Below are 26,995 nucleotides of genomic sequence, written 5' to 3'. Positions count from 1 at the left end.
AATTGGCATGAAGAGTGATAAAAACGTGAATATAACTAAGAATTTTTTCTCAAAACGAAGCACCCGCAATATCGTGGGTTCTTTGGTGACTTTGAGTCTTCTTGTCGCACTCTTCAATTCCGCGAGTTTTCCAGTCGTGGTTCAGCAGATTAAAAAGATTCAGCGTATGATCCTGGATGGAGTGGTTTTCTCTAAAGATCCCGACATCGTTTATCACCGCGAAGAAATTCTTAGTGATTATCAAGATCGCGTTGGGGAAGATTTTACGATTCCCGCAGGTCTTCGTGATCGCGTGGGTTTCTGGTTTGATATTTACACTCGTTATGATTCCAATCGTAAAGTCGTGCACCACACGCTTTACCCGTGGGTGGTCTTTAAAGTTGTGGATATTACATCCATCATCAATAGCGATACACCCAAAGCCCGCTGGATGCGCAATGTGAAAGCGGATGAATTCGTCACTGACGAAGTTCAGAATATCCGTGAGGCTCTCAAGGAGCTTGCCCGTGGTGCGGAATTGGATGAGGAAGACGAATACCAAGTCCTTGCTGCAAAAGCGCTAGAAGTTCTGCCTGGCTCGCTACGGAACAAAGCCAAAGAAGCTCTTAAAAACGTGCGCGTGCAAACTGGTCAGAAAAACTTTTTTGCTGAAGGTATCGAAGTCAGTCCGATTTACCTTAGCGGTATGGAAGAGATCTTCCGCAATCACAAACTTCCTGTGGAACTCACACGCATTCCATTTGTGGAAAGCAGCTTTAATCGTCACGCCGTCAGCAAAGTTGGTGCTTCAGGTATTTGGCAATTCATGGACTACACGGGCAAAAGCTTTATGACAGTCAATGAGCACATTGACGAGCGCAACTCACCATTTAAAGCGACCAATGCGGCGGCTCGTCTGCTTAAAGAAAATCATATGATCTTACGCCGTTCGTGGCCTTTGGCTGTGACAGCATGGAATCACGGACCTTCTGGCATTCGTCGCGCGATGAAAGCGGCGGAAAGCGAAGACCTGTCTGAGATCATCAACAGCTACCAGTCTCGCACTTTTGATTTTGCTTCTTCTAATTTTTACTGTGAATTTTTGGCAGCTCTTTATGCTGAAAAGTATCATGAACAAATCTTTAAAGATCTTGAGTACGAAAAAACTTTGGATCTTCACACAGTGAAGCTGGCTCGCTCTATTTCTGCGAAAGAATTACTTCGCCGCAGTGGCCTTGCTAAAGAAGATTTCGTTATGTACAACCCAGATCTGAAAAAGGCTTTAGAACGCAACGCTTCGATTCCTTCTGGTTTTACATTGATGGTCGACACACCGGCGCGCTTGGTTCTTAAGAGCCTTCTTACAAAAGACACACGCCCTGATGACACAAAAGTCAGTCAGAGCGAAGTGTCTTACAACGGCGACGACGTCAGTCGCAATTAGTGATTACTTAAGACAAGAATAGTAAACTTCGTAGTTCCCCTCTGGCAACATCTGATCAAAGACTACATTTAGACCTTGAATGTGGCGAGTTCCATTGTAAACCTGACCATCTTTAAGAACTAAAAGAGATCTCATGGAGTCGATCACCGGAGCACATGTCAAAGTGAAAGACTTCAATGTGTTTCTAACACCTTCCGCGATACCTTGCACCTGCGCCGCATAGTCCGTCGCACACACGTCGCCGATCACACCACCTGTGAGTTTTGAAATCTGCTCATAGCGGAATCCCGCAGAGTAACCCTCACCATCCAAGCAAGCTTTATCCCCAGGACGCGCGATGATCGAGTGAAAGCTCATGGATTTTTGTCCGCCGAAACTGCTTTGGACAAATTTAACAAAGTTTGCCGGATCATTCTTAGCTTCACTTGCAGATTCGTCTTCATCCGAAATCACGACAACGGCCAATTGAGAATCGGAACGAATGAAGTTGGTGTTACCACCCGAAGATGCCAAAGATCTTTCGATAGCTCTGTAAGCCGAATAGATACCTTGCTCTGAACCGCTTCCTGTTTCCGGTCTTTGCAAAGTCATACCCAAAGTATAACGAGCATCAGCATCAGACATGGAGGAATTCAAAATATAAGAATTACTTTTACCGTAAAGAGGAACCAAACGACCATCTCCCAAAGTTTTATGAACCGGGTCTGTCGTCGTCACGGCGATCTGCCAATCAAGACCTTTCACAACATCGAGGAAGTTGCGCACACGGTTGGCCATGCTTTTCTGTTCGTATTCCATGGAGCCCGAGTTATCGATGACGAACAAGATGTCCACTTTTTGGTATGGATTCACTTTCACGTTTTGCACCATCTGTTTATACAAAGAAGACACTTTGAAAGAGATGGATTTTTGCGAGGAAAAACCTAACTTGTCTTTTGCAGAAACGGACAATGTATAATCCCCACCTGCCATTTTAGGGATGACGACTTTATTTTGTCCCGCAGCACACGCTTTAGAAACGCCAGCAAACTGGCAAGTCACTGTGTCAACACCAGCACCGACATCTGTCACAGTAAAAATAATTTCTACGTCGAGACCTTCTTCAACCGGAGCTGAAGGGTATTTTGCAAACACAATGTCAGGGCCAGCTTGGTCAATGAAGATTCTTCTGACAAAGCAAGAACTCACGCGACCGTCATGGTCACGAAACTGCACACTAACGGGAACCGATTGATTTGTTTTTGAACTCACTAAAGAGCGGCTGCTCACGTAACTCACCCAGTCGCCTCCCGCACAGGTTTCATTTTCTGAAACCTTCAAGTAGGCCGAGTGAAAGGGAGGATAGAAATCCAAAAGAAGATCCGTCGATGCCGTAAGGACTTCGCCTTTGTTGATATCCAGACCCTCTGGCTCAGAAGGTTGAGGGGTGGTTGTACCGCCATCGTCCGGAGGATTCGTTGGGTTTGTTGTTCCGCCTTGGCCGGAGTTGTCGTCGCCGGGCTCCGTGATGACATTGAAGTCGCCGTTATTTAAATTGGAAGGAACTTCGCTGCCCCCGCCATTATCTAGACACCCTGTCAGCGTCATTGCCGCAACCACTGTGAATGCCATCGCCAAACTTTTCATCGAACCCTCCGTGTTATCCCTAACCCTGTGACTCCATTCTGTAGCGAGTTTTAGGGGCATTTCAAATGAATCTCATTTTGAAATTTTTGTGACTAAAGCATTTACACTCGCCGAAAAACTGCTGTAAAAAAATTTTTCAGTCTCTTTAGAACTCCTTTGAAAACTGTACTTTCCTCCATACGCGACACAATTTGTGAAAAACTGAAATGTCATGACATCCATCGCATTCAGTGGCAAAAAGTAGTGATGGCGGATCTTATTTTTCAAGATTGGGGACTTATCGACTACGATGAGGCCCTTAAAAATCAGCAAGAGCTTGTAGAGAAAGTGTCTTCGGAGACTCTTCCGGGTTATCTCATCTTCTGCACCCATCCTCCTGTTGTCACTTTAGGTCGCGCCACCAAGTCCGGTGATGTATTTAACTGGAATGGAAAAACCGTCGAGGTCTCCCGCGGTGGCAGAGCGACTTACCACGGCCCCAGTCAGTTGATCGTCTACCCGATTCTAAATCTGACTTTTGCACGCAAAGGACGAAAAGATCGTGAGATCGTGGGCTACCTTCGTGTTTTTGAAGATGCGATTGTGGATGTTTTAAAATCTTACGACATTCAAGCCCAAGGGAGATCGCTTCATAAAAACCCGCAAACAGATTCTGAAGCCGATGAAACCGGAGTGTGGGTGGGAAATCATAAACTCGCATCGTTAGGTGTCGGCGTCCGTAAGTGGGTGACCTTCCACGGAGCGGCGATCAATCTTACCTACGACCCTAAGGCCTTTGTTGGAATGAATCCTTGCGGCTTTACGGCAGAGACGATGGTGAGTCTTGAGCAAGTCCTCAACACTCCCCTCGATACGAAACAATTCAGCGAGAGATTGAAACTTCGTCTGCTACAAGCTTTGTAGTTACTTTTACCGTTAGCGGCGATGGCAGTGGTGCACAATATTTGTAATTTAATTTTTTATTGACACATATTTTTGTGAATTTTCGAGGAGTTAATTTCTTCGAGATCATCGACCAACAAAGCCATTATACCCCCCACAACACCTCTTCCCAGCCCCTCATCACAAGGACGAAGGGTCGACCGTCTGTCAGGGGAAAAATCGCTTCTAATTGAACATTAGAGTGAAAAATGTCGAATTTAAAAGTCGTGATAGAACTCTTCCTGCGGGAGGATTTTATGAATCAAAGCTTAAGAAGGTTATCGGACCAGGACCTTTTGCGACAAACTGAAATGCTTGTTCAGAAAGAAAGAGCGACGACTTTGGAGGTCTTGCAAAGCTTGCGCGAAATAGAAATTCGTCGTTTATTTGTGGATCTAGGATTTTCATCCATGTATGAAATGTGCATCAAGTATTATAAATATTCCGAAGGCCAAGCACAGCGAAGATTATCAGCAGCAAGACTCTTAAAAGAGCTTCCCGAAATTGAAGAAAAAATTCAGTCAGGAAGTTTAAATATTACAACTCTTGCCAAGGTTCAAAGTTTTGTCAGAGCAGAGAAACAGGTACAGCACCATCTTTCCAAAACGGACAAGTTGCGGTTGTTAGAAAGTCTGCAAGATAAATCCACTCGCGAAGCGGAAAAAGAGTTGGTAAAACAATCTCATCAGCCAGAACTTCTACTGGGGAAATTTAATTTGAGTGAGAAATCTTTAAATGAGAACGCCATCAAAGATTCCTCTGAACAGTTTGTGAAGTTCGAGGCACTACTCAATGAAGAAAATCAATCACTGCTTCGGGAATTTAGAGAGCTCTTTGCTCATGAACTGCCTGATGGAAATGCTTTATCCGTATTGCAGTTTCTTTTAAAGAAAGCCGTCAAAGAAAAGAAAAAGAAGCTGGGTTTAGAGGGCGCCACCAATAAAAAATCTGACACTGATAAATCCGAATTCAGCAAACCAGCGCCGAACTCAAAGATCGAGAAAAATGCTGCGCAACTGCCATCGTCGGCAAAGGTGACCTCTTTAAGACCTGCTATTCCCACTCATATTAAAAGAATGCTATGGCAAAGAGCCCAGGGTTGTTGTGAACATATTGATTCAAAATCTAGGCAACGATGTTCATCGAGATATGCATTGCAAATTGATCATACGAAACCCATTGCTCTTGAGGGCGACAATACTATCGAGAACTTGGCCTTGCTTTGTCGAGTTCATAATTCACGGAGATCTATTAAAACTTTTGGTCTTAACAGTATTCCCATTTAGTCAGACTATGAACGAAATCCAAATCATTAGATTTCTGAGCGAAGAATGAGTTCCTCTTCTTGCTCAGGATTTTCAGGATGCTGTATTTTCTGAAAATCAGCGAATCCATTCTTTCGGTAAAATAGTCGAGTCCGTTGATAAGGTTCGTAATCGACAGCGTCCCCCAAGGTACTGACAAGAATAGATTTCACATCGTGCCTCAAAAGATTTTTACGAAGTTCCTGCAAAAGCTGTGTCCCGATCCCGGAACGATGTTGATTCGGTACAACCCCCATCCAAGCAATCGTCGCGATCCCTTGATTTACAAAGTAGGTTAAAAAACCGACTATCTTACCTTGCTCAACAGCTACAAGCCCAGATTGGAAAAGGATATCTTTTCTAATAGATGCAATACCATCTTTAGTAAACCATTGAGGAAGAGCCGTCGATATTGCCAGAATCATATCGTGATCCTGCGAAGTCATTTGTCTAATCAGCATAAAGTCGTTTTACTTCAGGCTTCTGGGAGGTTACTTCTTCTTTGAGATCATGTGATCCACCGACCAGCGACCGGCACCGTGAAGCACAAAGAACAAAGAGGAAAATAGGTACAGAAGAGCCATTTCTTTTTTCGCAAATGGATCAGCTCCATGGGCGCCAAAGACTGCAACTAACATTGTGAACACAACAAAAGCGGCCGCAGGACGAGTGAGCAATCCGATCGCGAGCAAAATGCCGCCCGCAAATTCTGCCAAGCCCGCGCACCACGCGAAAAACTCTGGCGCCGGAAAACCCAAAGCGGCTACGCCATCCACCATCATTTGCGGTGGAGGAAGTTTTCCCAGACCGTGGGAAAATGCCATTGTAAGACCGATGAACACACGCAAAAGCGTTAAAGCCACATCGTCATATTTTGTATTGAAATTTCTAGCAGAAAGAACTTTTGCAACAAAACCACTCATAGATCCTCCAACAAAGGTGTTATTTTAATTCGGGAGCGGAAGCTTGGAACTGACGTAACATGGGCATGATCAAAGAACGATGATTGTGACTTCCATCCAAACAAGCGTCAAAAAGTGAAATCAAATCGTCCGTTGAGTTCGGTGAAATATCACCGTCATAAAAGGCCATGGCCCAATTGGCGAAAAGGCGCTTGTCCCCTTCCGCCTCAATCAAAACTCGCAATGAATAATTGCGATCGTCTAACAAAATTTTTCCTAGAACTTTTCTAACGCTCTTTTCATCCCCCTCCAACAATTGGAGAAAGTGTCCATCACGAAAAATCAAAAGGCCAGTAATGGCCTCTTGAGAATTATTTCGGCGTGAGACATCTAGGATATCGCGAATATCGGTGTAACTGATATCCTCGGCCGCCTCACTGATATAGACGAGATGAAAAATATTGCTCATACCCTCTTAAGCAGGAGCGTTCATCATGATGACGGCTTCGCCCTTCACCACGATATCTCCATTTTCTTTATATGCGTTTGTTTCAACAGTCGCGATTCCTTTTTCTTTACGAAGACCTGTGATCTTGATTGTGATCGTGATCGTGTCGTCGATGAAAACAGGATTAACGAATTTCAAAGATTGACCCAAATAAATACCGCCCAAGCCAATACCATCAACAAGCGCTCTGGAAATCAGAGCGCCGACGATCATGCCGTGAGCAATACGACGCTTAAAGCGGCTTTTTTCCGCGTAGGCGTCGTCAAGATGAATAGGATTGCGATCTCCTGATAGATCTGCAAATTGGTGAACCATTTTATCAGTCACCTTTACAGTAATCGAAGCCGTGTGTCCTACATCAATTGTCGTAACCATTTCAAAACTCCTAAAGAATATTTGCTGCCAACTCGGCAAGCTCAGATCTTTCACCTTTAGTGAGAGTTACATGGGCTGCAATCGGATGCCCTTTGAATCTCTCGACCGCGTAAGTGAGACCGCTGTTCGCAGAATCTACGTAAGGGTTGTCGATCTGATAAACGTCTCCGGTCAAAACAACTTTTGTCCCACGTCCTGCGCGAGTAACAATTGTCTTGATTTCATGCGGAGTCAAGTTTTGTGCTTCGTCAACAATGAGGTATTGCTTCGGAATGCTGCGACCGCGAATATACGTCAACGGTTCAATATTGAGCATGCCCTGATTGATCAACTCTTGCGCGCGACCCGCCGCTTTTTTGTCCGCACCCATCAAGAACTCTACGTTATCAAAAATCGGTTGCATCCAGGGATTTAATTTTTGTTCGATGTCACCTGGCAAATAACCGATATCGCGTCCCATGGGGAAGATCGGACGAGATACGAGTAATCTCTGGAATTGGCCCTGATCAAGGGTTTTATGAAGACCTGCTGCAATCGCAAGCAATGTTTTTCCCGTACCGGCTTTACCTACAAGAGATACAAACATCACTTCGTCATTCATCAAACAATCCAACGCAAACGCCTGTTCGACGTTTCTTGCGTGAATACCCCAGATAGAGTCTGCGGCTTGCATCAAAGGCACGATGGCTTTTTCAGCAAAACTGAAACGACCAATCGCCGAGTGATTTGGATTCGCAGAATCTTTCATGATCACGTACTGATTGGCATAAAGCTTCATGTCCGTGAGGAAACGTTTTTCTTTATAGAACAAATCGATTTGCTCAGGAGTCACCATGATCTCTTGATAACCCTCGTAAAGGTCATCGCGATTGATGTCGTTAGTTTCATAGTCTTTCGCAACGACGCCGTAAACGTCGGCTTTGATACGAAGATTGATGTCCTTCGAGATCAACTCCACTTTGTAACGTGGATGTTGTTTTTGCAAAGCCAGCGCCGTATTCAGAATACGGTTGTCCGCCTTCTGATGATCCAACTCTGACGGCATCCCTGCGAGCATCAAGTCTGTGTTGATGTAAACCATTGTTTCAGAGTTATCGATTTGCACACCGCTTGCCAAAGAACCCTTGGCACGAAGCACGTCGATAAAGCGGCTGAATTGACGAGCGTTACGCCCGTTCTCCCCTTGGTCTCTTTTGAACTTGTCGACTTCTTCGATAACTGAAATAGGGATATGCACATCGGCTTCCCCAAAGCGCAAGATAGCCTGAGCATCAAAAAGGATCACATTGGTATCAACTACAATTTTTCTGCGCTTAGATTTACTCAAGGACAGCCCTCCGTGTTTATAGTCCGTGCAATCTGCATCCGCTGCAGATTATCCACAGCTAAATTGCAACAAATTGCAGGACTAAAGTCCACGGAAAAGGGCCGCGAGAATTGAATTTACGAGATGTGTGAAACGAGAACGTCGCCAGAGTCTGTTTTCAGGCTCGCACTGACATTTTCGATGAATTTCACAAAATGATGGAGCGCGACATCATTCATCGTGCCTCTAACGAAGTTAGCACCATGACGGATTACGCCTTCGTCCTCAATCGCACGACAGTTGGTCACGCGAATTGTGAACGGAAAATAAGTCGAATGATTAAGATAAACACGCATTGCCACTTCTTCGCCTGAAGTGAAACCACCCTCTGTGAGTTCCAAATCAAACGCCATCCCGTTTTCAGAGATATCGTAAAGTGCGGCCTTCAAAAGACCTTTTTCAGGTAATACAACAAAAGCTCCAACGAACTCTGTCAAAATTGTTCTTTTTACGTCGCGGCGATCACGGCTCAAAATCTCTTGACGAGCCTCTGTGATATCAAGGACTTCTGCTCCGAGCTCTTTTTTGGTATTTTCCAAAGAATTTTGAGATCTTAGGCGCGTCGTGATATCGAGAACTTTCCCCATTATTTCCCCCTGTGACACACTTCTTATCGGCAGAAAATGTTTCAACTTTAGCCGTCTTGCACTAAGGTCCAGTTTCGTCCTAAAATGAGACGATGATAACGACTCGTCGGGTCCTTTTAACAATAGCTCTTCTTTGCAGCCTCGCCCTGCACCTGATCTTCTTTGGAGGAGTGGTGTGGCTTGCGCCCTTTATGGAAAAGAAAGCGCCAGAGACCCTCGAAATCTCGCTTTATCCTGAAGGACAAATTCTTGAGGCTTTAACCCCAAAAAAACAAACCATCGTTCGCCAAGCCTTGGTGCCAGAAAAAATGAAAGCGCCAGAGGATGAAACTTTGGCGCGCTTTCTTTCAGAGCAAAAACAACGTGTGCGTGAAGAAACTCGTGCGGCAAACACCGGCATGACTGCCAATCGCAGTAACAAAGGACTTTCGCAAAACAACACGCCTCCAACGCCGAAGCCTTCGGGAGCTAAAACATCTGATGAAACTGACAAAGACGGATATAAAAACGTCGACATCACAAAAGAGTTGCAAGAGATGAATCGTTTTGACGAAGGCATGTCGACAATTGGTGAGTCGATGCCCCGGGATGTGCGCGTGGGCTCTTTCACGGCTTTAAATACAGATCGCTATTTGTTCTATACTTTCTACGCACGCATGGAAGAACTGATCCGCTATCGTTGGGAGAGCCGAGTGCAAGCCGTGATCAATAATTTTGATCGCCCGACATTAGCACAGGCAGGAAATCGCAACTGGGTCACCCACATTGAATTTCTTCTGGATAAAGAGGGCTTTCTTCAGAAGGCTCTTATTATGAAAGAGTCAGGCATCATGGCATTTGATGCGGCCGCCGTGAATGCATTTCGGGACGCCAAAGTTTTTCCGAATCCTCCGAAAGAAATGGTTCAAGAGGACGGCTACATTCACATCAAATTTTCATTCACGGTGAATTACAACCCGCCAACGTTGGTCAATCGCAACTAGTCTCGCGTCGGGTCCCCGATGTAACCCTTGCCACTCGGAAAAGCGGCCCTCTAAAATGAGGAATGCCTGTCGTGATCTCTCTGCTTCTATTCTTTTTCGGAACAAAGGCCTTGGCGGAATGCCCTAGAGGACGAACACCTATTCAAGTGCAGTCCGGAAGCATGAATTTCAAACCTTGTCTGGAAATTAAATCCGCCTCCTTCACAAAATTGGATCTTGTGGGAGTCGTTGCCAACGACAGCTTTCTTCAGAACATTCTTTTTAAAGAAGTGATCTTTCGCCAGAATCAATTTTCAAATGCCGAGTTTTCTTTGGTCGATATTGAAAAAGTAAAAGCCCGCAATTCCAATTTTGCAGGCAGCCTCTGGCAAGGTGGCAGTATTAAAGAAAGTCAGATTTTAGAGAGTGAATTTACCAAGTCCGAATTAAAAGGGGTTCGCTGGATTCATGTGGACGCCACGAACTCGTCATTTCACAACTCGCGCTGGTCGCAATGTTATCTAGAAGACGTCAATCTTGAAGACACGGATTTGCGCGGTGCTCAGTTTGAACGCTGTTTGTTCGTGAACGTCAAACTGCATGGAGCCCTTTTTAATAAAGCCACGATCCTTCCAGTCAGCGAAGCCTATCGCGCCGAACAAGGGATGGTTTTTAAACCATGAAAAACAATCCCGTCAGACTCTACGGCTTTCTTCTTTCTCTCACACACTTTGTGACACTGATTTTTTGGCATGCGTTCGATTTGCAGTTTGGGCTTCTGTACAAGTTGCAAAGTCTGTCTGGCAACTCTTGGTCATTTATCCCGGAAGCTTTCACTCAGTTTGTTCAGAATCAAGCGACGGGAATTACGTTTTTCTATGTGGCCTTGGCCTTTATCACGCCGACTTTGTTTGCGATCCCCAAGATTCCCTTTAAAGTTTGTTTGAGTGTTTTCACTTTAGCTTTCTTGGTGAAGCTCGGAATCTTTTTTTCGTCCTATGATTTAATGGGGAACTACCATTACATGAGCAATCTCGTGATGGCGGGATATATCCTGACTCAAGGAAACTTGTTCCTTGCGCAAATCATGTTGGTCTTCTTCTATTTTGGCGCGGGTTTGATCAAACTCAATTGGGAATGGATTTCTGGTTCTGCCCTTCTCGTCGACACTTTCCTTTCTGGCATCTGGCTGATACTTGCATGTATTTACGTCATCATTCTGGAGCTTGTTTTAATTTGGGGTGTGTTTTCCCAGAATAAAAAAATAAAATATCTGACTCTTGTGCAGCTTCTTGCCTTTCATCTTTTTAGCTGGCACATCGTGGGATTTTATTATCCGTCGATCATGCTTTTACTTTTAACGGTGTTCTTGATCTACCAACCACAATCCGAAGTCGTTCATTTCCGACGAGGGAAGTCCCCAGCTTGGATTTACTTTTATGTCCTTTTGTTTGTTCTGGCTCAGCTCTATCCTAAACTTTTAAATAAAAATGAGGCCCTGACAGCAGAAGGACGCTTATTTTCTTTAAATATGCTGGATGCAAAAACCGAGTGCCTTCCTTCTTTCCAAATAAAAACGGTGGATGGTTATCTCTATCTCGATCAACCACTCACCTACGCCATTCGCGTTCGCTGTGACCCTTTGGTCTATTTCAACTACGGAAAGAAGTTATGTGCCGAGCAAGGATGGACGAAAACTCCTTCGGTGATCTTCAATTTGAAATCTAAAAAGAGAACGGACACCGAGTTAACGTGGGTTGTTCGCGATCAGGAACTTTGTGATGCCGGACTGACTTACTCTGTATGGAGCAATAGCTGGGTTCATGCTTCAGGAAATCCTTCACCGCAACAAGAGAGCTATTCTCCTATCAGTGGCGAAGCTTCGCATTGGCGGGAAAATCCCGCGCGCACAGGTGAAAGCAAAAAAACAGTATCTTTGAATGCCTCTGTTCAACAGATTAAAATATCTTTGCAGAGTAGAATTCACAGTGCTGCGAAATCAAGTCCTGTGGTTTTTAAAGACCAATGGATCGTAGGAAGCGACAGCGGCTGGCTCTTTGGATTTAAATCTTTTGAAAACATCTGGAACGACTATTTTCCGAAACCTCGCTATGGATTTCATGGCTCTGCTTCCGTAACCAATCGTGGAGAATTCATCTTAGGATCTTATGACGGAGTTTTGCATAAACTTGACGGTGCTACCGGGAAAAGAATTTGGGCAGAAAAACTAGGTGGCGCCATTGGTTCATCCCCTTTGATTATTGATGAGCAAGTTTTTGTTTCTGTCGAGATGCCTCCGGACGGAAGCTACTTTTACGGTCTGGATCTTTATAGCGGGAAAACACTTTGGAAGACATCTCTGTATCCGGGACTGTCCCATGCGTCCTTGGCATTTGATGCTAAAAATGACGTGCTCGTAGGAAGTACGAACGCGGGCCTCCTTGTGGCTCTCGCGAAAAAATCAGGTCAAGAAGTTTGGAAATATCAAAGTCAGGGAAAAATTATTGCTACACCTGTGATTGGCAAAGATCGTGTTTTTGCGATCACCACAGAAGGTGTACTTTCCGCTCATAGTTTGCAAGAGGGAAAACTTCTTTGGTCTCACAAGTTGGATTCTGGCTCTAGAGCTTCCCCTTCGTTTTCTACGGATTTAAATATTTTGGTGGTGCCTTTAGAAAATGGTCGAATCACCGCCTATCAAAGCGAGGATGGACAGAAGCTCTGGGATTTATTCCAGCCCCATGAACACGTCGCCAGTGGTCTTATTACGACAGATAAAAAGGGTTCTATTTATTGGGATCTCTGTGCTGATAAAACTTTATGTGCCATCAATGTTAAAACAGGAGCGATTCTGAAAAAGTATACACTTCCTGGAAACTACTCTTCCACGCCTGCTATTCTTGGCAATACGCTTCTTATCACTCTTGATGGCTCGGAGGGTGTATGGACGTTGGGCTCTTCTTCAGTGCAATAAGAGCCTGTTGCAAGCTCGACAAATAAATTCCTGCCGCTCTTTCTGAGGGGTCTGCCTTGTTGAGTTTTTCAACAACCGCCCCTTGATATTCACTGCGATTACCCGAAATACGATGCTGATATTTTAAAAGGATATGCAGAAGGTTGTCGAAAGACTCTTCTGCTGGAATCAAGTCATTAGCGCCGACTCGTGAAAGCAGATCCACATGCAGGAGTTGTCCCGCAATCGCTTCAATGGGGTGATTCCCTGAAAAAGGGCCCTCAGGAAGCAGTGATGGTTGTTGAATGAGTTCCATCGGTATTGGCAAATTCTTTTCATTCCACAAGCGCACCATAAAAAGGTTTCTGCAGAAAAGTCGCTCTTCCGTCATCGACTCCTTCTGGCTTTCCTGAAACTCAGAGAAAATATTTTTGACCTGTTCAGGGGCACAAGAAGTTTGATCTTGTGCCAAACATTTTTGTGACTCCTTGAAAGTATCTCGACACAAAGGTTCTGATTTCAAAACAGGGATGGACTTCAGGCGATTTTCGACCAGTTGAACTTTTTCTTCGGTCGTCATTTTTATAAAACGATTTTTATCTCGCTCAGTCATCATCTGCGCCAAAGGTTGAATAAACATCAGTCCCAGGCTTATCACGGCGCTGAGGACTAAAAGCACTATTCGTTGACGACGGCTTACGTGGCTCCACAAAAGAATGCCCAAGATCGTTAGAGCTGGCAAAAACGAATAAACAAAACGCGCCTCTCCCGTATTAGCGAGATAAACTGCCGCCATTTGGGTTGCTACGAAAAATAATAAGATCTTTCCGCTTCGTTCTTTCCACAGATATTTGATGCCAAAGATCACAAAGAAAAAAAGCACCGCGTACAACACCGAAAATGTGTGCGCGATCCCACGCATTTGTCCCTTAAGGGGATCTGGATAAAAAGGTCCATCAAAAACATTGAGAAGACTGCGCAAGCGGAAAACCAAGAGAGAGGGATCTTTCTGCAAACACTCCCATGCCATGTTGGTGTAGAATTTGGTGTCGGCAAAATCCTTTTCCAAATAAATTGAACGCGTTTTTTCCAAAGGCCAAAACGCCGGAGGGCTGAACCAAAAAGAATTTTCCTCGGTCTTAAAGTGTAAAGTCGGAGCCTCACACCATGTTTGTGCTAAATTGGCGCCACGATTCAAATTCAAAGACGTATTCTTGTATTTATCTAAGTGAGCATTGATTTGCCCCAGGATTAAAAGCAAAACTCCCGCCAAAAGAGCCGCTCCCAAAAATTCTTTTGAGAATAAAACCTTTCTTCCTTGAGGTTCGATCCAAAACAGGTAAATCGGGAGCAAAATCACAAACGGAAGAATTATGTTGCGGGCCATGACTGCAAAGACCAAACAGATGAAAAATCCCAGCCACTTCTTCCAAGCTGTGAATGAAAAGACATCCAAATACAAAGCTAAAGCCAAGCAGGTTGTGAACTGAAAAAGACTTTCACTGATGTTCATCCCGTTGATATAGATTTGCAGCGGATTTATCAGAAGAAAGAGACCTACAAAGATAAAACTAGGTCGATAGGGAGTTTTAAAAAATCGAAGAGTCTTAAACGCCAAGGTCGCCGTGGCTAATCCAAGAAACTGATTCAACCAAAAGACAATCGAAATCCGATAAGACAATAATCCCAGAACATCCAAAATTTTGTAGAACGAAGCCAAGAATAGCGGATAAGAACCCCACGCCGCCAGGTTGTTAACTTCCTCCCCGCGCAAAATCTGCAAGGCCCGTTCGTCAAAACGAAAGGCCATGTGGATATTCCAAGTTTCTTCTTTAAAAAAAAGAGCAAAGAAAACAATCCGGAGGATCAAACTAAGAAGCAATAGATAACGAAACCTCACAGAGAGATAACACCCGTCTTACGCATATCATTACTTAAACTCGTCGAAATACTCTTCGTGTCGATCTTAATAAGATCGGGAACCGACAAATAGAAGGACATCAAAGTCTTGATATCCGGTCGTCCAACACATACTTGCGGCAAAGTTCCATTTCTAAGATAACAACCATTCACCATAGAAAAAGTTTGAATGCTAACGTTCGCGCCGTCAACACTCATGAAGTACAATCCAAAACCTGTGCCGACAACTGGATTGTCCGCGTTGGACTTAGGAAACTCCTCCACATTGACAACATTTTGGGAGTCATCAAAAGTGATCGCATAAGTTCTAAAGAAATGTGACTGCGGACCACCGTCAGTACACCCGGAATTTCCGGGCGGACAACAGTTCACAACGGCGCTCCCGTTGGCTAAGTGAGAAATAAACGGACGCTTGGGCATAACTCCCAAAACGTACAGAGCGGTCACTCCTGGATAGTGAGGGCTGTCGTTCACGGTAAAATAATTATCTAATTCATCACAGCGAGACACCAAAAGTCGTCGCGTCTTCTTGTCAAGACCTCCACCGACATTGCTGAGGGCATGTTCTTCCAAAGTAAAAGAGTCCAGAAGAATATTATAAGTTCCTCCGCTAGAAAAGGCAGCCTGAGCTTTATTGTAAAGAGGATTTGAGTTTCCCTGCTTCAACCACTCTGCCGGATCAATGCTCATCGCAGGAACCGGTGTTGTCGGATTCGCGCCCATACTCGCGGGACGTTGTGGGATGGGTCTCAAATAAAAACTGCTCGGCATGTTGAGGCGCTCTGTGCTCAGATTTCTTGAGGAGCGACGCACATACATCACGAGGTCCTGGGATTCCGCCAAGACCTCTTGTCCTTTTTCAGATTTCTTCATTTGTTTGACGAAAAAGATGGTCGCTTGGCTGGAAGCCATTAAAACCAACGTCAATACAACTCCCACGACCATGACTTCAATCAGCGTGAAGCCGTTGGCCTTACGTTTGTTCCTCATGGCTTAACCTTAATAAAATCCAAAGATCCCAAATTAAAGTTTCCTTTATTCAGAACCCACAGCATGGAAATGATGGGTTTTCTTAAATCCGACTCCAGAAGTCGTGTTTCGCCCTCTTCACAACCTGGTGCCTCGGCTCTGATATGAATGGCTTTTTCCTTCATGCTATAGCAAGCCACTTTGATTTTTACATTTGGATTGTCGACCCAAATATACTCAGGTTCTTTCGGTGCTCCAGTTTGTGGATTTGCACCTGCTCCACTGGAATCCTTCTTCTCTTCTTCTGCGGGTTTTTCTACCTGCATTTGAGTCTGCTTAACTTCGATGAAGGAACCGTTTCTATCAACCAAAGAGTTGCTCAATACTTCCGTGGTCACTTTGCGGAATCCAAGAGCTGCTAACTCCCCTTGAATTGCCGGAGCGTATCCGTTTTCGAAAGCCACCCACACATGGGGCGGATTTCCGTTAAGTTCAGGGAACGGGAAGTAGTTGCCGTGATCATCAACCAACAACATCGCTTGCAACCACGCCGTGGGTGAGTGCGGAGCCACGAACAATCCCCCTTGAGCTTCGCAGGCCTCACCACCTCGGCTAAAGCTGTCACTGGCTCTGCCACTGGTGATAAAGAAAGACTTGTTCGACTTTCTAAGACACAAGAATTCCATTGAGTGCATTTGATTTTTTGAAACCGGAACCACACCACGGAATTTCACGTGATTAAAGAGCGCATAGGCCGTGTCGTTGGCGTCATGAGGACTTTTCACGAAGCTATACGGAGTCGTAGAAATGATCGTGTGAGTTTGCACTCCCGATGGGTTGTAGTAGAGCATGTGCTGCTCGTCGTCGCCATTGGAAGTCGCTGCGCGAGGTACTTCCGCAATCACAGCTCCGTTTTCCATTTTCAACGCCACCCAAAAGTCATTGCGCACTTGGGAACCAAATTCTTTTCTTAATTCATTAATGGCATCCACTTGCTCTGAATCACCCTGTGGCGAAACGAAGCTTCCCACCTTAGCAAGATTCAAGAATGCATAGCGATTTCCTGAAGTAGGAATGCGATTCAAATTTTCTACCGAGCCTGCCTGTTGGGCAATCCCCTCACGAAGAACCTCAACAAGATGACTTTCACGTCCCAAGTTTCTGCAGACAGTTTGCGCTTCATCATATCGCGCCGTGCGGGGGTTCTTAGATCCCAAATCTTTGGCAAAAGTGTATTGACCGAAGGCAAAACACATCACAGGAAGAGTGTCGTTACAATTTCTTGTACGATAGACCAACTTGCCGTTGGAGACGCTGGCCGCTATACAACTCGACGGACTGGATGTAGAAACATTCTCTTCCGCGAAAGGAAGAATTTTTCTTCCTTCATCTTCATTCTGAGCCGCACACTCTGGGATCTGGGCATCCAAAGGTTCTGGTGGCATTTCTTCCACCGGACCAAAGGTTTCAAGACCCATGCGTGTGCAACCTTTGATGAAACACATCGTACAGTGCAGAGGCATGGAAGCAACGCCGCTTTCATCCACCCATTTTTTCTCTGAATCTAAAAGATCCGGCGTCGACATTCTTAATTCCGGTTTGACTGACTTCGGATTTGTTGTCGAGCACACATCGCGACACATATTCTGAACGTTACTCACTGAGGCTAGAATACGGTTGTTACCATCAGCCGCCGTCATTGGAGCTGAAAAGTCCATTTGTCCTTGTTCATTCAAAGGATAGAACAATTTATCAGAATGCTGACGATAGTTGATGCCCGCTCTGTTCGTATAATTTATCGGAGCGCCATATCTCGCCAAGATATCGTTCCCTTGTTCATCCAAAAATTGCAGTTTCGGAGAAATGCGGGCTCTTTCACGATAGCCATACATATTGCGAGAATAATAATTCACGTTGGCAGTCAAATTAATGAAGGGACGGAAACTTCTCGTCTCGCGAGTCTTTGGACATCGGTAGCGAGTTTCCGTACAAGCAGAAACCACGTTTTTAGTACGATCCGCTGAAAGACGCCCCGAGATGTATTTCCCTTGCACCACTTCCATCGCAGACATCGTAATTTCAAAAGCGTTTGTACCGACTTCTTTAAATTCTGTGTTGTTATAAATCGTACGACCTTCAGGATCGCCGACGCCTGTTCCCGCCGGAGAAAGCACGAGAGCTCTTCCCGAAGAATCACGGATATCACATGACCCCACATCTAGAACAGACACCAAATCTTTCGATTGAGATTCTTTCGCTTCACGCGCGCCATTCTCCAGGATTTTGTCGTATCTTGTTGTCGCTTCGAGCATGAAAGAAGCCTTCTTCGCATCCACACGTTGCGCCCCTGTAGGCAACATCGCAAAGACGCCCGAAGAATCTTCAGGGTCCATGGTACGAACGCTGACTACGACATCTACATGCAAAGATTTCGGATCAATCGCAGAAGAAGTCACAAGAGTGTTTTTACCAATCACAGGATTAAGAGTGAATTGCACTCCTCCGCGTCCGACGGCTTTAAAACCACTCAAGCTCCATTCAGGAGCATAGGCGGCTTTCCAATCCGCTTGAGTGGCGGCTGTTTTAGTAAGAACCAAATCCACCGGAATAATTCCCGGTTTTATCTCGCGAGGCTCCAGAAGAGTACAAATACCTTTGGTACTACGGCCAGAGTCATCTTTGGTATCGAGCAGAACCATGCGAGTTCGATTTAAAACGTCGGTATTAATCCCCGGCAATTCTTGTTTTGCCACGGATGTTTTTGCCATGCCCGAATACTGTCCAACGATCGCGCCCACAGCCAGGATGGAGACGGCGACGATACCGACTGCAATCAGACTTTCAATTATTGAGAAACCTTTGTTTGATTGAACGTTCCAGATCATAAGTCACCCGTTTTTTATACTTGATGTTTAGTTATCCCCGTCGCCATCACCGTCACCTGATGGAGTTGATTCAACAACGCGCGGTCTGACCACAACAGTTGTTGTTGTCGTCGTCTGGCTGACGGTCTCTTGCGGAGAACTCACTTCAATCGTTGGCAATTGTGTTCCTAAACGTTTCGGCTCAATAACCGACAACGTCGTATTCGGTCTGTAAGTCTTAGAATCGTAAGGATTATATCTTTTTGAAAATCCCGCTAAATCTCTTGTCGCCTCCGTCGGATCAAACCGCGAAGCACTGACATTGAAATGTTCTGATGAAAGAGCGCGGAACGTACTAGCCACCGTGACGGACGTTGAAGACGTCGTCGATGTGGTTCCCACATTTCCTGTCGTCACCCTTTGCACGTTTTGAGTCGTGAATGTTCGCACAGGGTTATAACACTTTCTTTCAATCTCTGTATCTAGGCGTTCCCCTGGCATGAACACTTCTTGTTTGTCCATGGCATCCACTAATGTTGTCTCTGGAGCACGGCCTGGATAGATCTCTTGATTGAAGGTCGTCGTTCTTTCGTATTTCAACTTATACAAAGCGCCCGGCCCCAAGTTGGAAATACGAACTCCCAAAGTCGCACTTCCTCCCTCTTCAGGCACACCTAAAGGACCACGACATTCAGGATTTGGCGAAAGAGTGCTTCCGGCTTCACACTCAAAGATGCAAGATTCACGACCGGTATTATATTGAATCTGCACATTCGGAGTTCCAATCGGACGGCGGATCGCCCCGCTCTTCGTCACTGTTTTATTTTTTCCTTCGGCAATTTGCAGATCTGTCGCTGCCGTCATCAACACCATAAATTTGTCGTCATCTGATAGCGCATTCCAAACCGGAATTTCACCCACCATCGGGCGGAACGACGCTTGCTTTGACCAATCCACCAAATTCATTTTCAATTTTGTGACGTAGCTTTTTTGATTTTTTTCTGCATTCAAAATCGAAAGAACCAGATCGCCATTTTCGTATTCTACAGATTTGATATTGTATTTGCTCTCACTGATGCGTGGGTTGTGATAGCCACCGCCCCAACGGCACTTCACACCTTCGGCAAGATCACGCCAGCCGTCTTCGCGACATAGCACCAAGTTGTGGGCAACAAAGTAACCACCAAGGCCCAAAGCTTTTTGGTTCCCCAGATTTGTTTCCCATTCTGTATAGGCAAAGGTAGATCGCTTGAATCCCTCAAGACCCATTTGCGATACCATGGCTACGGTAATTATAGATGCGACAGAGATACCTGCCACCAAAGGTAGCACCCCGACGCCCCGAGAATTGAGCTTTAATCTCATATCCCCCTCCAACACGTTCCGATTTATACTCATTAAGGATAACGGAACATCTGAGACATCTCTAGAGGGGTACGGGTTCAATTTGTTCGCGGCGAGTTCGGGAGCAAATTAATTCTCGATAGGCGTATTACCAATTTTCAAGACGATCTATATTGAGACAGTATCATTAGCCTCGTTTTGGGATGAACTTCAGTGAAGCCGAATTGATACAGTAGCGCAGTCCCGTCGGTGCAGGTCCATCATCAAAAACATGTCCGAGGTGAGAGTTGGAAGACTTCGATCGCACTTCCACACGAGTCATACCATGAGTGTGATCCGGAAGTTCAAGGACAGCATCCGATGAAATTGGTTTTGTAAAGCTGGGCCATCCGGAACCGGAATCAAATTTGTCCTCGCTAGAAAAAAGAGGCGTTCCCGAAATCGCGTCGACATAGATACCTTGTTCATGATGATCCCAATAGGCATTATGAAAAGGTCGCTCCGTTCCGTTCTCGACCATGATTTTATACTGCTCGGGAGTCAGTAATTTCTTTAATTCATTTTCATCTTCGGGAAGACCGCATTTAAGTACTTTTTCAGCCATACTTTAGTTTTACTAGGTCCAGCTCCTTTAGTCCAGAGAATGCCGAATTCATGTCACTCGTCACCGACCCTTGCTAGAATGAGACAATATGAAGAAAATCGTCTCTTTAATTATCTTGGCCGTTTTATTTTCGACGTCACTTCCTGCCCATGCGCTTTACACCGAACTGGGACTTTCTTATGGAAGAAAGACGACAACGTTCGACGAAAACAACTCTTTTGACTCTGAATCCATCACAGGTTCCCTTTCGCTCTACTTCTTGGAGCGTTTAGCTCTGGAATTAAGTTACACCGACGCCCGCGGATTGCGTGAGGAAAAAGCCAGCGCCTCAGACGCCCAACGTACGACGAAACAAAATTCGCAAATCATGGGTGCGGATCTGATTTTGGTTTTTGCTGATAAAAAATCTTTGTTCCAACCTTACATCAAAGGTGGCGGCGCTCAGATCAAGCGCTATCAAGAAGTGAAAATCCAAGGTCAAGATACTTATACTTTGGAGCCAGAAACGGCGACAGTCCCGAGTTATGGCGCCGGGCTGAAAATTCAAATGACTGAAACTTTTGGAATCAAACTGAGTTACGACGTTTGGAAAACTCCCATCGGCGGAGGAATGCAAACGGATGACTCCTCCATTCGCGCCGGCATCACTTGGGTCTTGTAAAACATCTTCCTAAAATCACAGCTCTGGCCATCGCCATCCCCGTTTTGTGTGGATGCCAGATGGGCTATTTGATGAAATCAGGTTATGGGCAAATGAAACTGCTGAGCAGCCGTGTGCCCATTGATGAGGCTCTGCAAGATCCCCAATTGGAAGAATCCAAAAAACAAAAACTGCGCTTAGCCCAAGAAGCACGGGAGTACGCAGAAAAAGAACTGCACTTAAAGCCCACGAAAAACTACACCTCGTATGTCGAGCTGGGGCGCCCTTATGTTACGTATGTCGTCAGTGCGGCCTATCGTTGGGAGTTAAAACATTATCAGTGGTCTTATCCTTTTATGGGCAAGATGCCTTACAAGGGTTATTTCAACGAGCCCGATGCGCTTGAAGAAGAAAATGAACTGCAAAAAGAAGATCTCGATACTTACTTGCGTGGAGTTTCTGCCTATAGCACTCTGGGCTGGTTCAACGATCCGATTCTAAGTTCTATGCTTCGCTACGATGACTATGATCTTGTGAATACGATCATTCATGAAACCGTGCACGCCACTCTTTATATTAAAAACTCAGCGGACTTTAACGAACGCCTGGCAACTTTCTTGGGAAATAAGGGAGCCGAACAGTTTTACTTAAAAAAAGAAGGCGCGGACTCCCCCACTCTCAATCAGATTAAAAATGAAAACGTCGACAACAAGGCGTTCTCGCAGTTTATTTCTTCAGAGCTAAAAAACTTGGAGAAGTGGTACAAGGATTTGCCACCCTCCGAAAGATCTGAAGAAAAACGCCAAGAGCGCATCCGTCAAATCCAGGAAAATTTTACCAAGGATCTTCAGCCTCAGCTAAAGACTGAAAACTATAAAAAGTTCCCTGAAGCTAAACTCAACAACGCCCGTCTGCTTCTTTATAAGACTTATATGCAAGATCTTGGGGATTTTGAGAGACTCTATGAGCTTCTCGGTAAGGACTACGCTCGTTTTATTCAAGAGTGTAAGTCCTTGGAAAAATCTGAAGACCCTGCTGTCGCCCTGAAGGAGCTTATCCGCTCTTTAGAGCTTCATGCAAAACGAGAATAATAAATCGCCAAACTTACACTGTCATTCATTTCTGAACTCCCCTATAAGAGGCCATTCCAAAAAACTCGGGAGATGAATTATGAAAACAGTGTCTTTGGTTTCTGCTTTAATTCTGGCTTTTTCTTTAAATGCCTTTGCTAAAAAAACTTCTGCTATCGAAACGCAGGTCGAAGCCCTTGGAAAACTGGGTTACGGTTACGACGTTTTCCACGTCGGCGGTAAAACTGCGGAAGAAATTCTACAAAACTTTTCACAACATGAATATGGCGAAGTGGAAGAGCTCGTCCACAAAGAAGTCGAAGAGATCGCCTGGGGTGATGAAGTCGACATGGGAACAACATCCGCGCGCTCTGCCAATGCCATGTCTGGATTTATGATAGCTGATACAGAAGACAGCCTTGAACACTTCGACGACACGGACCCTGAAGTTGTGCAAATGAAGGCCCGCATCAAAAAAGTAAAAAAAGAATGGCCTGTGGTCATCCGTCTTCTCGACAAGGCGGGAGCTCAATTCGGTTACACAGGAAATGGTCCGGGTTACTGCGGAATTTCGTTTGCCACTTTGTTAGTCATCGACACGGCAACTGGCACAGTTTACCAAATTTATCTTTCAGCTGGCGGCGAATGCTAATTAGCCATCAAAGGACCAAGTCGCGATTCGACGGCTTGGTCCAAGTGTCCTAGACATCAAGGTCAAAAGTTCGTATCCTTTTTCGAGGAGAACACCATGACCAAGATGCTACACCTCACACTTCTTTCTCTTCTTCTTACCAGTTGCGCAGCTAAAACCATTGATTCCAGCAAATTGCAAAAAGTTGATAACGTCGGCATTGTGTCTGTCTTAGATGATCAAGCGTCGGTGAAATACTCAGGCACAACTATTTTTACGAATAAAGAGTTTGCAGCCAACACATCACCTTTATCCGTGAATAAATTAATCGTCGATGAAATTCACTCGGAACTTTCAAGTCTTCAAAAAAAATCTCTCAACGTCACTTTGGACATGAAGAAAATCAACGAGGGTAAAAAAGAGGCTTTAAGCCTTAAGAACATTTACCTGGGCAATCGCTACCAAACCATTCAACAATACGTTTTAGAAGAAGCCGCAAAACAAGGTGCTGAGTACGTCTTTGTTGTTCATCCGACAATTCACGACGGATTTCCAATGCACAAATCGGGTTATGGATTTCTGTGCCAGTCTCCTTTAGGGAGAAAAGGCGACCTGGAAGTTTACTTCCTTGTCGGCGCGGAACTATGGAATGTGAAAACCAAAGAAATCGAAGCCCGCGCAACGGTCACCCCCGAACAAGTCGCCATCAAAACAGGAAAGACCTGCGAAGAAGCTGCGAAAATGTCACCCGATAAGGTGGCCGCTCTCTATAAAGAACAACTGGCCAACTTAGCGAAAAAATCGGCGGATTTGATTTTGATTGGCACCGGAATCAGTAAGAAATAACGGTATCGTCAAATACAGTTCTCTTGGTTCCCTCCAAGAGAACAAAATCTTTAAAAGTCTCATTCTGAAATGGATGAACACTCATAAGGTGCATGCTCAAACCGATAAGTGTTCATGTCATCACATCTTGCACTTTTTTTTCTGATTGCTTTATCATTGATTAATTCTGGCTGCGCCATCGATGCTTCCATTTTTGGTTTATCATCTACGGCATCTAAGCCAACCTCCGAACTCCCTCTTTCGATTTCAGATAAAGTGGTTCCCGAATATGGCGTTGCGACCCTCACTGTGACCATCCCTGAAGCTGCTACTGAAGATGTGACTTTCGGTTATCAGACGGAAGATAACACGGCACTTGCCGGAATTGATTATGTGAGTGTTTCGGGAACGGCGACCATCAAGGCTGGTGAAACCTCAGTAAGAATCTCCGTCCCCATCATGAATGGCTATGAGAAGACAGCAAATAAAACATTCAAAGTTTTTCTATCAAGTATAGACGGAAATGCTTTCGCCACAGCATCGGCAGAAATAGAAATTCAAGACGATGACCTCGCTGCTCTTTCAGGAGTTGTTCAAATCTCGCAAGGAAATTTCCATATTTGTGCGGCGATGAACTCCGGGGGAGTGAAATGCTGGGGGGGCATCAATAACAATGGCGAATTAGGAAACGGAACGACTACAGGGTCTCTTCTCCCCATTGATGTCATTGGTTTAGCTGATACTAAAGAGATCTCTGCGGGTCCCAATCATACATGCGCACTCACAAATTCGGGTGGAGTCAAATGCTGGGGAGACAACTCCTTCGGCCAACTCGGAGACGGTACGGATACGACGCGAATGACGCCAGTAGATGTCGGCCTGGGTGGCGGAGCAGTCCATGTTGCTTCAGGAGGGTTGCACAGTTGCGCGCTGATGGCGACCGGAACAGTGAAGTGTTGGGGGCACAACTCAAAAGGTCAACTGGGAGACGGCACCGTCACTCATAGCAAGACTCCAGTAGATGTGAGCGGACTCACAGGTGCGATTGAACTCACGGCCGGAGATTTCTATACTTGTGCACTCACAAATTCGGGTGGAGTCAAATGTTGGGGGGATAATTTCTCAGGTACCCTCGGTGATGGTACAACTACGCAAAAAGAAACTCCCGTCGACGTCAACGGATTAACGTCCGGAGTTGTGTCGATTGCGGCTGGTACCTACTCGACATGTGCCCTCTTAGGAACAGGTTCCATTAAATGCTGGGGAGAAAACTTCCACGGTCAACTCGGCGATGGCACAGATGGAAACAATCGAACAAGTCCCGTTGATGTCGTTGGCCTTACTGAGAGCGCGGATCAAATCAGTGCTGGCCAAGAGTATGCATGCGCACGATTTATTTCTGGCTCCGTCAAATGCTGGGGAAAAAATTCGAGTGGCCAGCTTGGGGATGGAACCATGGAGCCTAAATCGACTCCTGTGAATGTGACTGCTGCTACGGGAATCGCATCGCTTTCGCTCGGATCTTCAACAACCTGTGCCGTGCTATCTGATAGCCGCGCAAAATGCTGGGGCGTAAACAGTTTTGGTCAGTATGGCAATGGCAGAAATTCGATGACTCGCACACTTCCGATCGATACTGCAAATTTACCTTCTGGAGCCAAAGATGCAACAGCGGGTCAGATTCATAACTGTGCTGTGACGAGCACCGGTGGAGCTGTATGTTGGGGCGACAACCCCGAAGGACAGCTTGGAAACGGCACGCAGATTAAATCCTTATCTCCCGTACCTGTCATAGGTCTTACTGCAGGTGTCGTCGCGTTAGAGGCGGGCTTCTATCACACTTGCGCTGTCATGATAAATGGCGGGATTAAATGTTGGGGAGCCAACTGGGAAGGTCAGCTTGGTGATGGCACGTCAGGATGGGGACAAGAAAAATCCACTCCGGTTGACGTCTTGGGCGTTTCAAATGCCGTTGCTGTCGTCGGCGGTGAACGCTCCACATGCGCACTATTGAGCAATGGCCAAGTAAAATGTTGGGGCGACAATTCGGAAGGACAACTTGGCAATGGGACCTTCGTTTCCAGTCCAACTCCCGTTGATGTTTCTGGACTTTCGGGAGTTGTGAAACTGTCGATGTTCGGCAATTCCGTATGTGCACTGTTAAATACCGGTGGCGTAAAATGTTGGGGTGCCAATTGGGGTGGCCAACTTGGGGATGGAACAACCACCAAGAGCTCAACCCCGGTGAGCGTGATTGGTCTCGCCGAGGTTAATGAAATATCCGTGGGCGACTATCATGGTTGCGCGATTCTTGAATCTGGAGCTGTGAAGTGCTGGGGTTCAAATTGGTATGGTCAATTGGGAGATGATACCACCACAGACAGCCTCACTCCTGTCGATGCCATCGGATTACCAGGTCCTGCTTCGAAAGTTACTATTGGTGACTCCCACACTTGTATTTTAATGAAAACGGGCTCCGTCATGTGCTCTGGCTCCAATCGCTTCGGAGAATTGGGCAACGGAACTTATGTAAACCGTTCAAAATTTGCACTTGTGAATGCTCTAGAAAGCGGAGTCGCTCACTTGATAACCGACGACGTTCGCAACTGTGCAATTCTAAACACCGGTGGCGTGAAGTGCTGGGGTGGAAACTTGGAGTACAGTGCAGATTTAGGAGAGACAGCGAATTCTAACTTCGTGTGCTCTCCGTAAATCTCTATTTTTCTTCGATCAACTTCGGTTGAGGTAAAGGGGCCTTTTGGCCCTTTTGTGTTTCTGGATTTGCAAGCATCGTTTTGATTCGGTTCGTGAGATCTTGCTTGATGTGCAGATACTGCACCATTCTCTCTGCTCCCAAAAGCGGCTTTAGCTTGTCGAACTCTTCTTCACTTAAACGCGCATAGTTCTGCAAAGTTTTACGATAGCGCCCCAACTCTTCATCTTTTGATTTCGCTGTCGCAGCTTTGTTCATAAGTTCAATGGAAGTCTGCAACGACTGATTGAGTTCAGATTTTTTCTTATTAAGACCTTGAACGATGTCGGTGAACTTCTTTTCTTCGACGGGTGTGAGTTTAAGCTCATCACTCATTTTCCAAATAAGAAGTTCTTCCAACTGATTGCGTTTTTCCGCAGCGGTTGCTGCGGTTGGGAGCGCCCCGATAGAGGCGATTAAAATGAAAACAAAAATTATCCAGCGCACGT

24 protein-coding genes are annotated in these 26,995 nt (G+C 45.5%); 11 read left to right on the top strand and 13 right to left on the bottom strand.

All coding sequences use genetic code 11. The annotated features are described in order from the left end of the window. The first annotated feature begins 7 nt into the window (after positions 1–7). Positions 8–1,423 carry a lytic transglycosylase domain-containing protein gene (locus tag ACL934_RS04085; protein WP_374077955.1) on the top strand — a complete coding sequence of 472 codons (1,416 nt, stop codon included), beginning with the start codon at positions 8–10 and terminating at the stop codon, positions 1,421–1,423. 3 nt (positions 1,424–1,426) lie between these two features. Here ACL934_RS04085 and ACL934_RS04080 read toward each other — a convergent pair whose 3' ends face one another. After that, a complete protein-coding gene (locus tag ACL934_RS04080; protein WP_374077954.1) occupies positions 1,427–3,049 on the bottom strand; it encodes a hypothetical protein in 1,623 nt (540 codons plus the stop codon). Positions 3,050–3,205: 156 nt separating this feature from the next. Between ACL934_RS04080 and lipB the strand changes: the two genes are divergently transcribed. Both lipB and ACL934_RS04070 read left to right on the top strand, forming a co-directional pair. Then, the gene (gene lipB / locus ACL934_RS04075) at positions 3,206–3,952 is read left to right on the top strand and encodes a lipoyl(octanoyl) transferase LipB (protein WP_374077951.1); all 747 of its coding nucleotides are present in this window, start codon (positions 3,206–3,208) and stop codon (positions 3,950–3,952) included. A 275-nt stretch (positions 3,953–4,227) separates the two neighbouring features. Next, positions 4,228–5,256, top strand: a complete 1,029-nt coding sequence (locus ACL934_RS04070) for an HNH endonuclease (protein ID WP_374077949.1) — start codon at positions 4,228–4,230, stop codon at positions 5,254–5,256. A gap of 26 nt (positions 5,257–5,282) precedes the next feature. Here the strand turns inward: ACL934_RS04070 and ACL934_RS04065 are convergent, their stop codons facing one another. The 6 genes from ACL934_RS04065 to ACL934_RS04040 form a co-directional block, all read right to left on the bottom strand. Then, positions 5,283–5,699: a GNAT family N-acetyltransferase gene (locus tag ACL934_RS04065; RefSeq protein WP_374077946.1), complete on the bottom strand. Its 417-nt coding sequence runs from the start codon at positions 5,697–5,699 to the stop codon at positions 5,283–5,285. 66 nt (positions 5,700–5,765) lie between these two features. Beyond that, the gene (locus tag ACL934_RS04060; protein ID WP_374077944.1) at positions 5,766–6,197 is read right to left on the bottom strand and encodes a DoxX family protein; all 432 of its coding nucleotides are present in this window, start codon (positions 6,195–6,197) and stop codon (positions 5,766–5,768) included. A gap of 19 nt (positions 6,198–6,216) precedes the next feature. Next, positions 6,217–6,645, bottom strand: coding sequence for a BLUF domain-containing protein (locus ACL934_RS04055; RefSeq protein WP_374077942.1), 429 nt, complete (start codon positions 6,643–6,645; stop codon positions 6,217–6,219). A gap of 6 nt (positions 6,646–6,651) precedes the next feature. Beyond that, positions 6,652–7,059: a MaoC family dehydratase gene (locus ACL934_RS04050; RefSeq protein ID WP_374077939.1), complete on the bottom strand. Its 408-nt coding sequence runs from the start codon at positions 7,057–7,059 to the stop codon at positions 6,652–6,654. A gap of 10 nt (positions 7,060–7,069) precedes the next feature. Continuing rightward, the gene (locus ACL934_RS04045; RefSeq protein ID WP_374077937.1) at positions 7,070–8,386 is read right to left on the bottom strand and encodes a PhoH family protein; all 1,317 of its coding nucleotides are present in this window, start codon (positions 8,384–8,386) and stop codon (positions 7,070–7,072) included. 116 nt (positions 8,387–8,502) lie between these two features. After that, on the bottom strand, positions 8,503–9,012 hold the full coding sequence (locus ACL934_RS04040; protein WP_374077935.1) for a PilZ domain-containing protein: 510 nt from the start codon (positions 9,010–9,012) through the stop codon (positions 8,503–8,505). Positions 9,013–9,104: 92 nt separating this feature from the next. Here ACL934_RS04040 and ACL934_RS04035 point away from each other — a divergent pair, with 92 nt between their 5' ends. The 3 genes from ACL934_RS04035 to ACL934_RS04025 all read left to right on the top strand — a co-directional run bounded on the left by ACL934_RS04035 (position 9,105) and on the right by ACL934_RS04025 (position 12,948). Next, positions 9,105–9,995 carry an energy transducer TonB gene (locus ACL934_RS04035; RefSeq protein ID WP_413613160.1) on the top strand — a complete coding sequence of 297 codons (891 nt, stop codon included), beginning with the start codon at positions 9,105–9,107 and terminating at the stop codon, positions 9,993–9,995. Between the two features lie 62 nt (positions 9,996–10,057). Continuing rightward, the gene (locus tag ACL934_RS04030) at positions 10,058–10,657 is read left to right on the top strand and encodes a pentapeptide repeat-containing protein (protein WP_374077931.1); all 600 of its coding nucleotides are present in this window, start codon (positions 10,058–10,060) and stop codon (positions 10,655–10,657) included. Further along, on the top strand, positions 10,654–12,948 hold the full coding sequence (locus tag ACL934_RS04025) for a PQQ-binding-like beta-propeller repeat protein (RefSeq protein WP_374077930.1): 2,295 nt from the start codon (positions 10,654–10,656) through the stop codon (positions 12,946–12,948). Before ACL934_RS04030 ends, ACL934_RS04025 begins: the two co-directional genes overlap by 4 nt. Here the strand turns inward: ACL934_RS04025 and ACL934_RS04020 are convergent. The 5 genes from ACL934_RS04020 to msrB all read right to left on the bottom strand — a co-directional run bounded on the left by ACL934_RS04020 (position 12,893) and on the right by msrB (position 20,628). Beyond that, positions 12,893–14,737: a hypothetical protein gene (locus ACL934_RS04020; protein WP_413613159.1), complete on the bottom strand. Its 1,845-nt coding sequence runs from the start codon at positions 14,735–14,737 to the stop codon at positions 12,893–12,895. The genes ACL934_RS04025 and ACL934_RS04020 overlap by 56 nt on opposite strands. A gap of 86 nt (positions 14,738–14,823) precedes the next feature. Next, on the bottom strand, positions 14,824–15,837 hold the full coding sequence (locus ACL934_RS04015) for a prepilin-type N-terminal cleavage/methylation domain-containing protein (protein ID WP_413613158.1): 1,014 nt from the start codon (positions 15,835–15,837) through the stop codon (positions 14,824–14,826). After that, the gene (locus tag ACL934_RS04010) at positions 15,834–18,701 is read right to left on the bottom strand and encodes a type II secretion system protein (RefSeq protein ID WP_413613157.1); all 2,868 of its coding nucleotides are present in this window, start codon (positions 18,699–18,701) and stop codon (positions 15,834–15,836) included. Before ACL934_RS04010 ends, ACL934_RS04015 begins: the two co-directional genes overlap by 4 nt. A gap of 27 nt (positions 18,702–18,728) precedes the next feature. Then, positions 18,729–20,045, bottom strand: a complete 1,317-nt coding sequence (locus ACL934_RS04005; protein WP_413613156.1) for a hypothetical protein — start codon at positions 20,043–20,045, stop codon at positions 18,729–18,731. A gap of 166 nt (positions 20,046–20,211) precedes the next feature. After that, positions 20,212–20,628 carry a peptide-methionine (R)-S-oxide reductase MsrB gene (gene msrB, locus ACL934_RS04000; RefSeq protein ID WP_413613155.1) on the bottom strand — a complete coding sequence of 139 codons (417 nt, stop codon included), beginning with the start codon at positions 20,626–20,628 and terminating at the stop codon, positions 20,212–20,214. Positions 20,629–20,716: 88 nt separating this feature from the next. Here msrB and ACL934_RS03995 point away from each other — a divergent pair, with 88 nt between their 5' ends. From ACL934_RS03995 to ACL934_RS03975, 5 genes are all read left to right on the top strand, one after another. Then, complete coding sequence (locus tag ACL934_RS03995) at positions 20,717–21,289, top strand: outer membrane beta-barrel protein (protein ID WP_413613154.1); 573 nt, start codon at positions 20,717–20,719, stop codon at positions 21,287–21,289. Continuing rightward, positions 21,277–22,359, top strand: coding sequence for an aminopeptidase (locus ACL934_RS03990; protein ID WP_413613153.1), 1,083 nt, complete (start codon positions 21,277–21,279; stop codon positions 22,357–22,359). Before ACL934_RS03995 ends, ACL934_RS03990 begins: the two co-directional genes overlap by 13 nt. Positions 22,360–22,438: 79 nt before the next feature. Beyond that, a complete protein-coding gene (locus ACL934_RS03985) occupies positions 22,439–22,990 on the top strand; it encodes a hypothetical protein (protein ID WP_413613152.1) in 552 nt (183 codons plus the stop codon). A gap of 96 nt (positions 22,991–23,086) precedes the next feature. Then, positions 23,087–23,815, top strand: coding sequence for a hypothetical protein (locus ACL934_RS03980; protein WP_413613151.1), 729 nt, complete (start codon positions 23,087–23,089; stop codon positions 23,813–23,815). Positions 23,816–23,929: 114 nt separating this feature from the next. Further along, on the top strand, positions 23,930–26,506 hold the full coding sequence (locus ACL934_RS03975) for a Calx-beta domain-containing protein (RefSeq protein WP_413613150.1): 2,577 nt from the start codon (positions 23,930–23,932) through the stop codon (positions 26,504–26,506). A 4-nt stretch (positions 26,507–26,510) separates the two neighbouring features. Here the strand turns inward: ACL934_RS03975 and ACL934_RS03970 are convergent, their stop codons facing one another. Continuing rightward, positions 26,511–26,993 (bottom strand): hypothetical protein, encoded by a 483-nt coding sequence (locus ACL934_RS03970; protein WP_413613149.1) that lies wholly within the window; start codon positions 26,991–26,993, stop codon positions 26,511–26,513. Positions 26,994–26,995 lie beyond the last annotated feature (2 nt).

Source organism: Bdellovibrio sp. HCB-110 (genome assembly GCF_047323225.1).
GTDB lineage: Bacteria > Bdellovibrionota > Bdellovibrionia > Bdellovibrionales > Bdellovibrionaceae > Bdellovibrio.
This window is presented reverse-complemented; position numbering and strand designations above follow the sequence as displayed.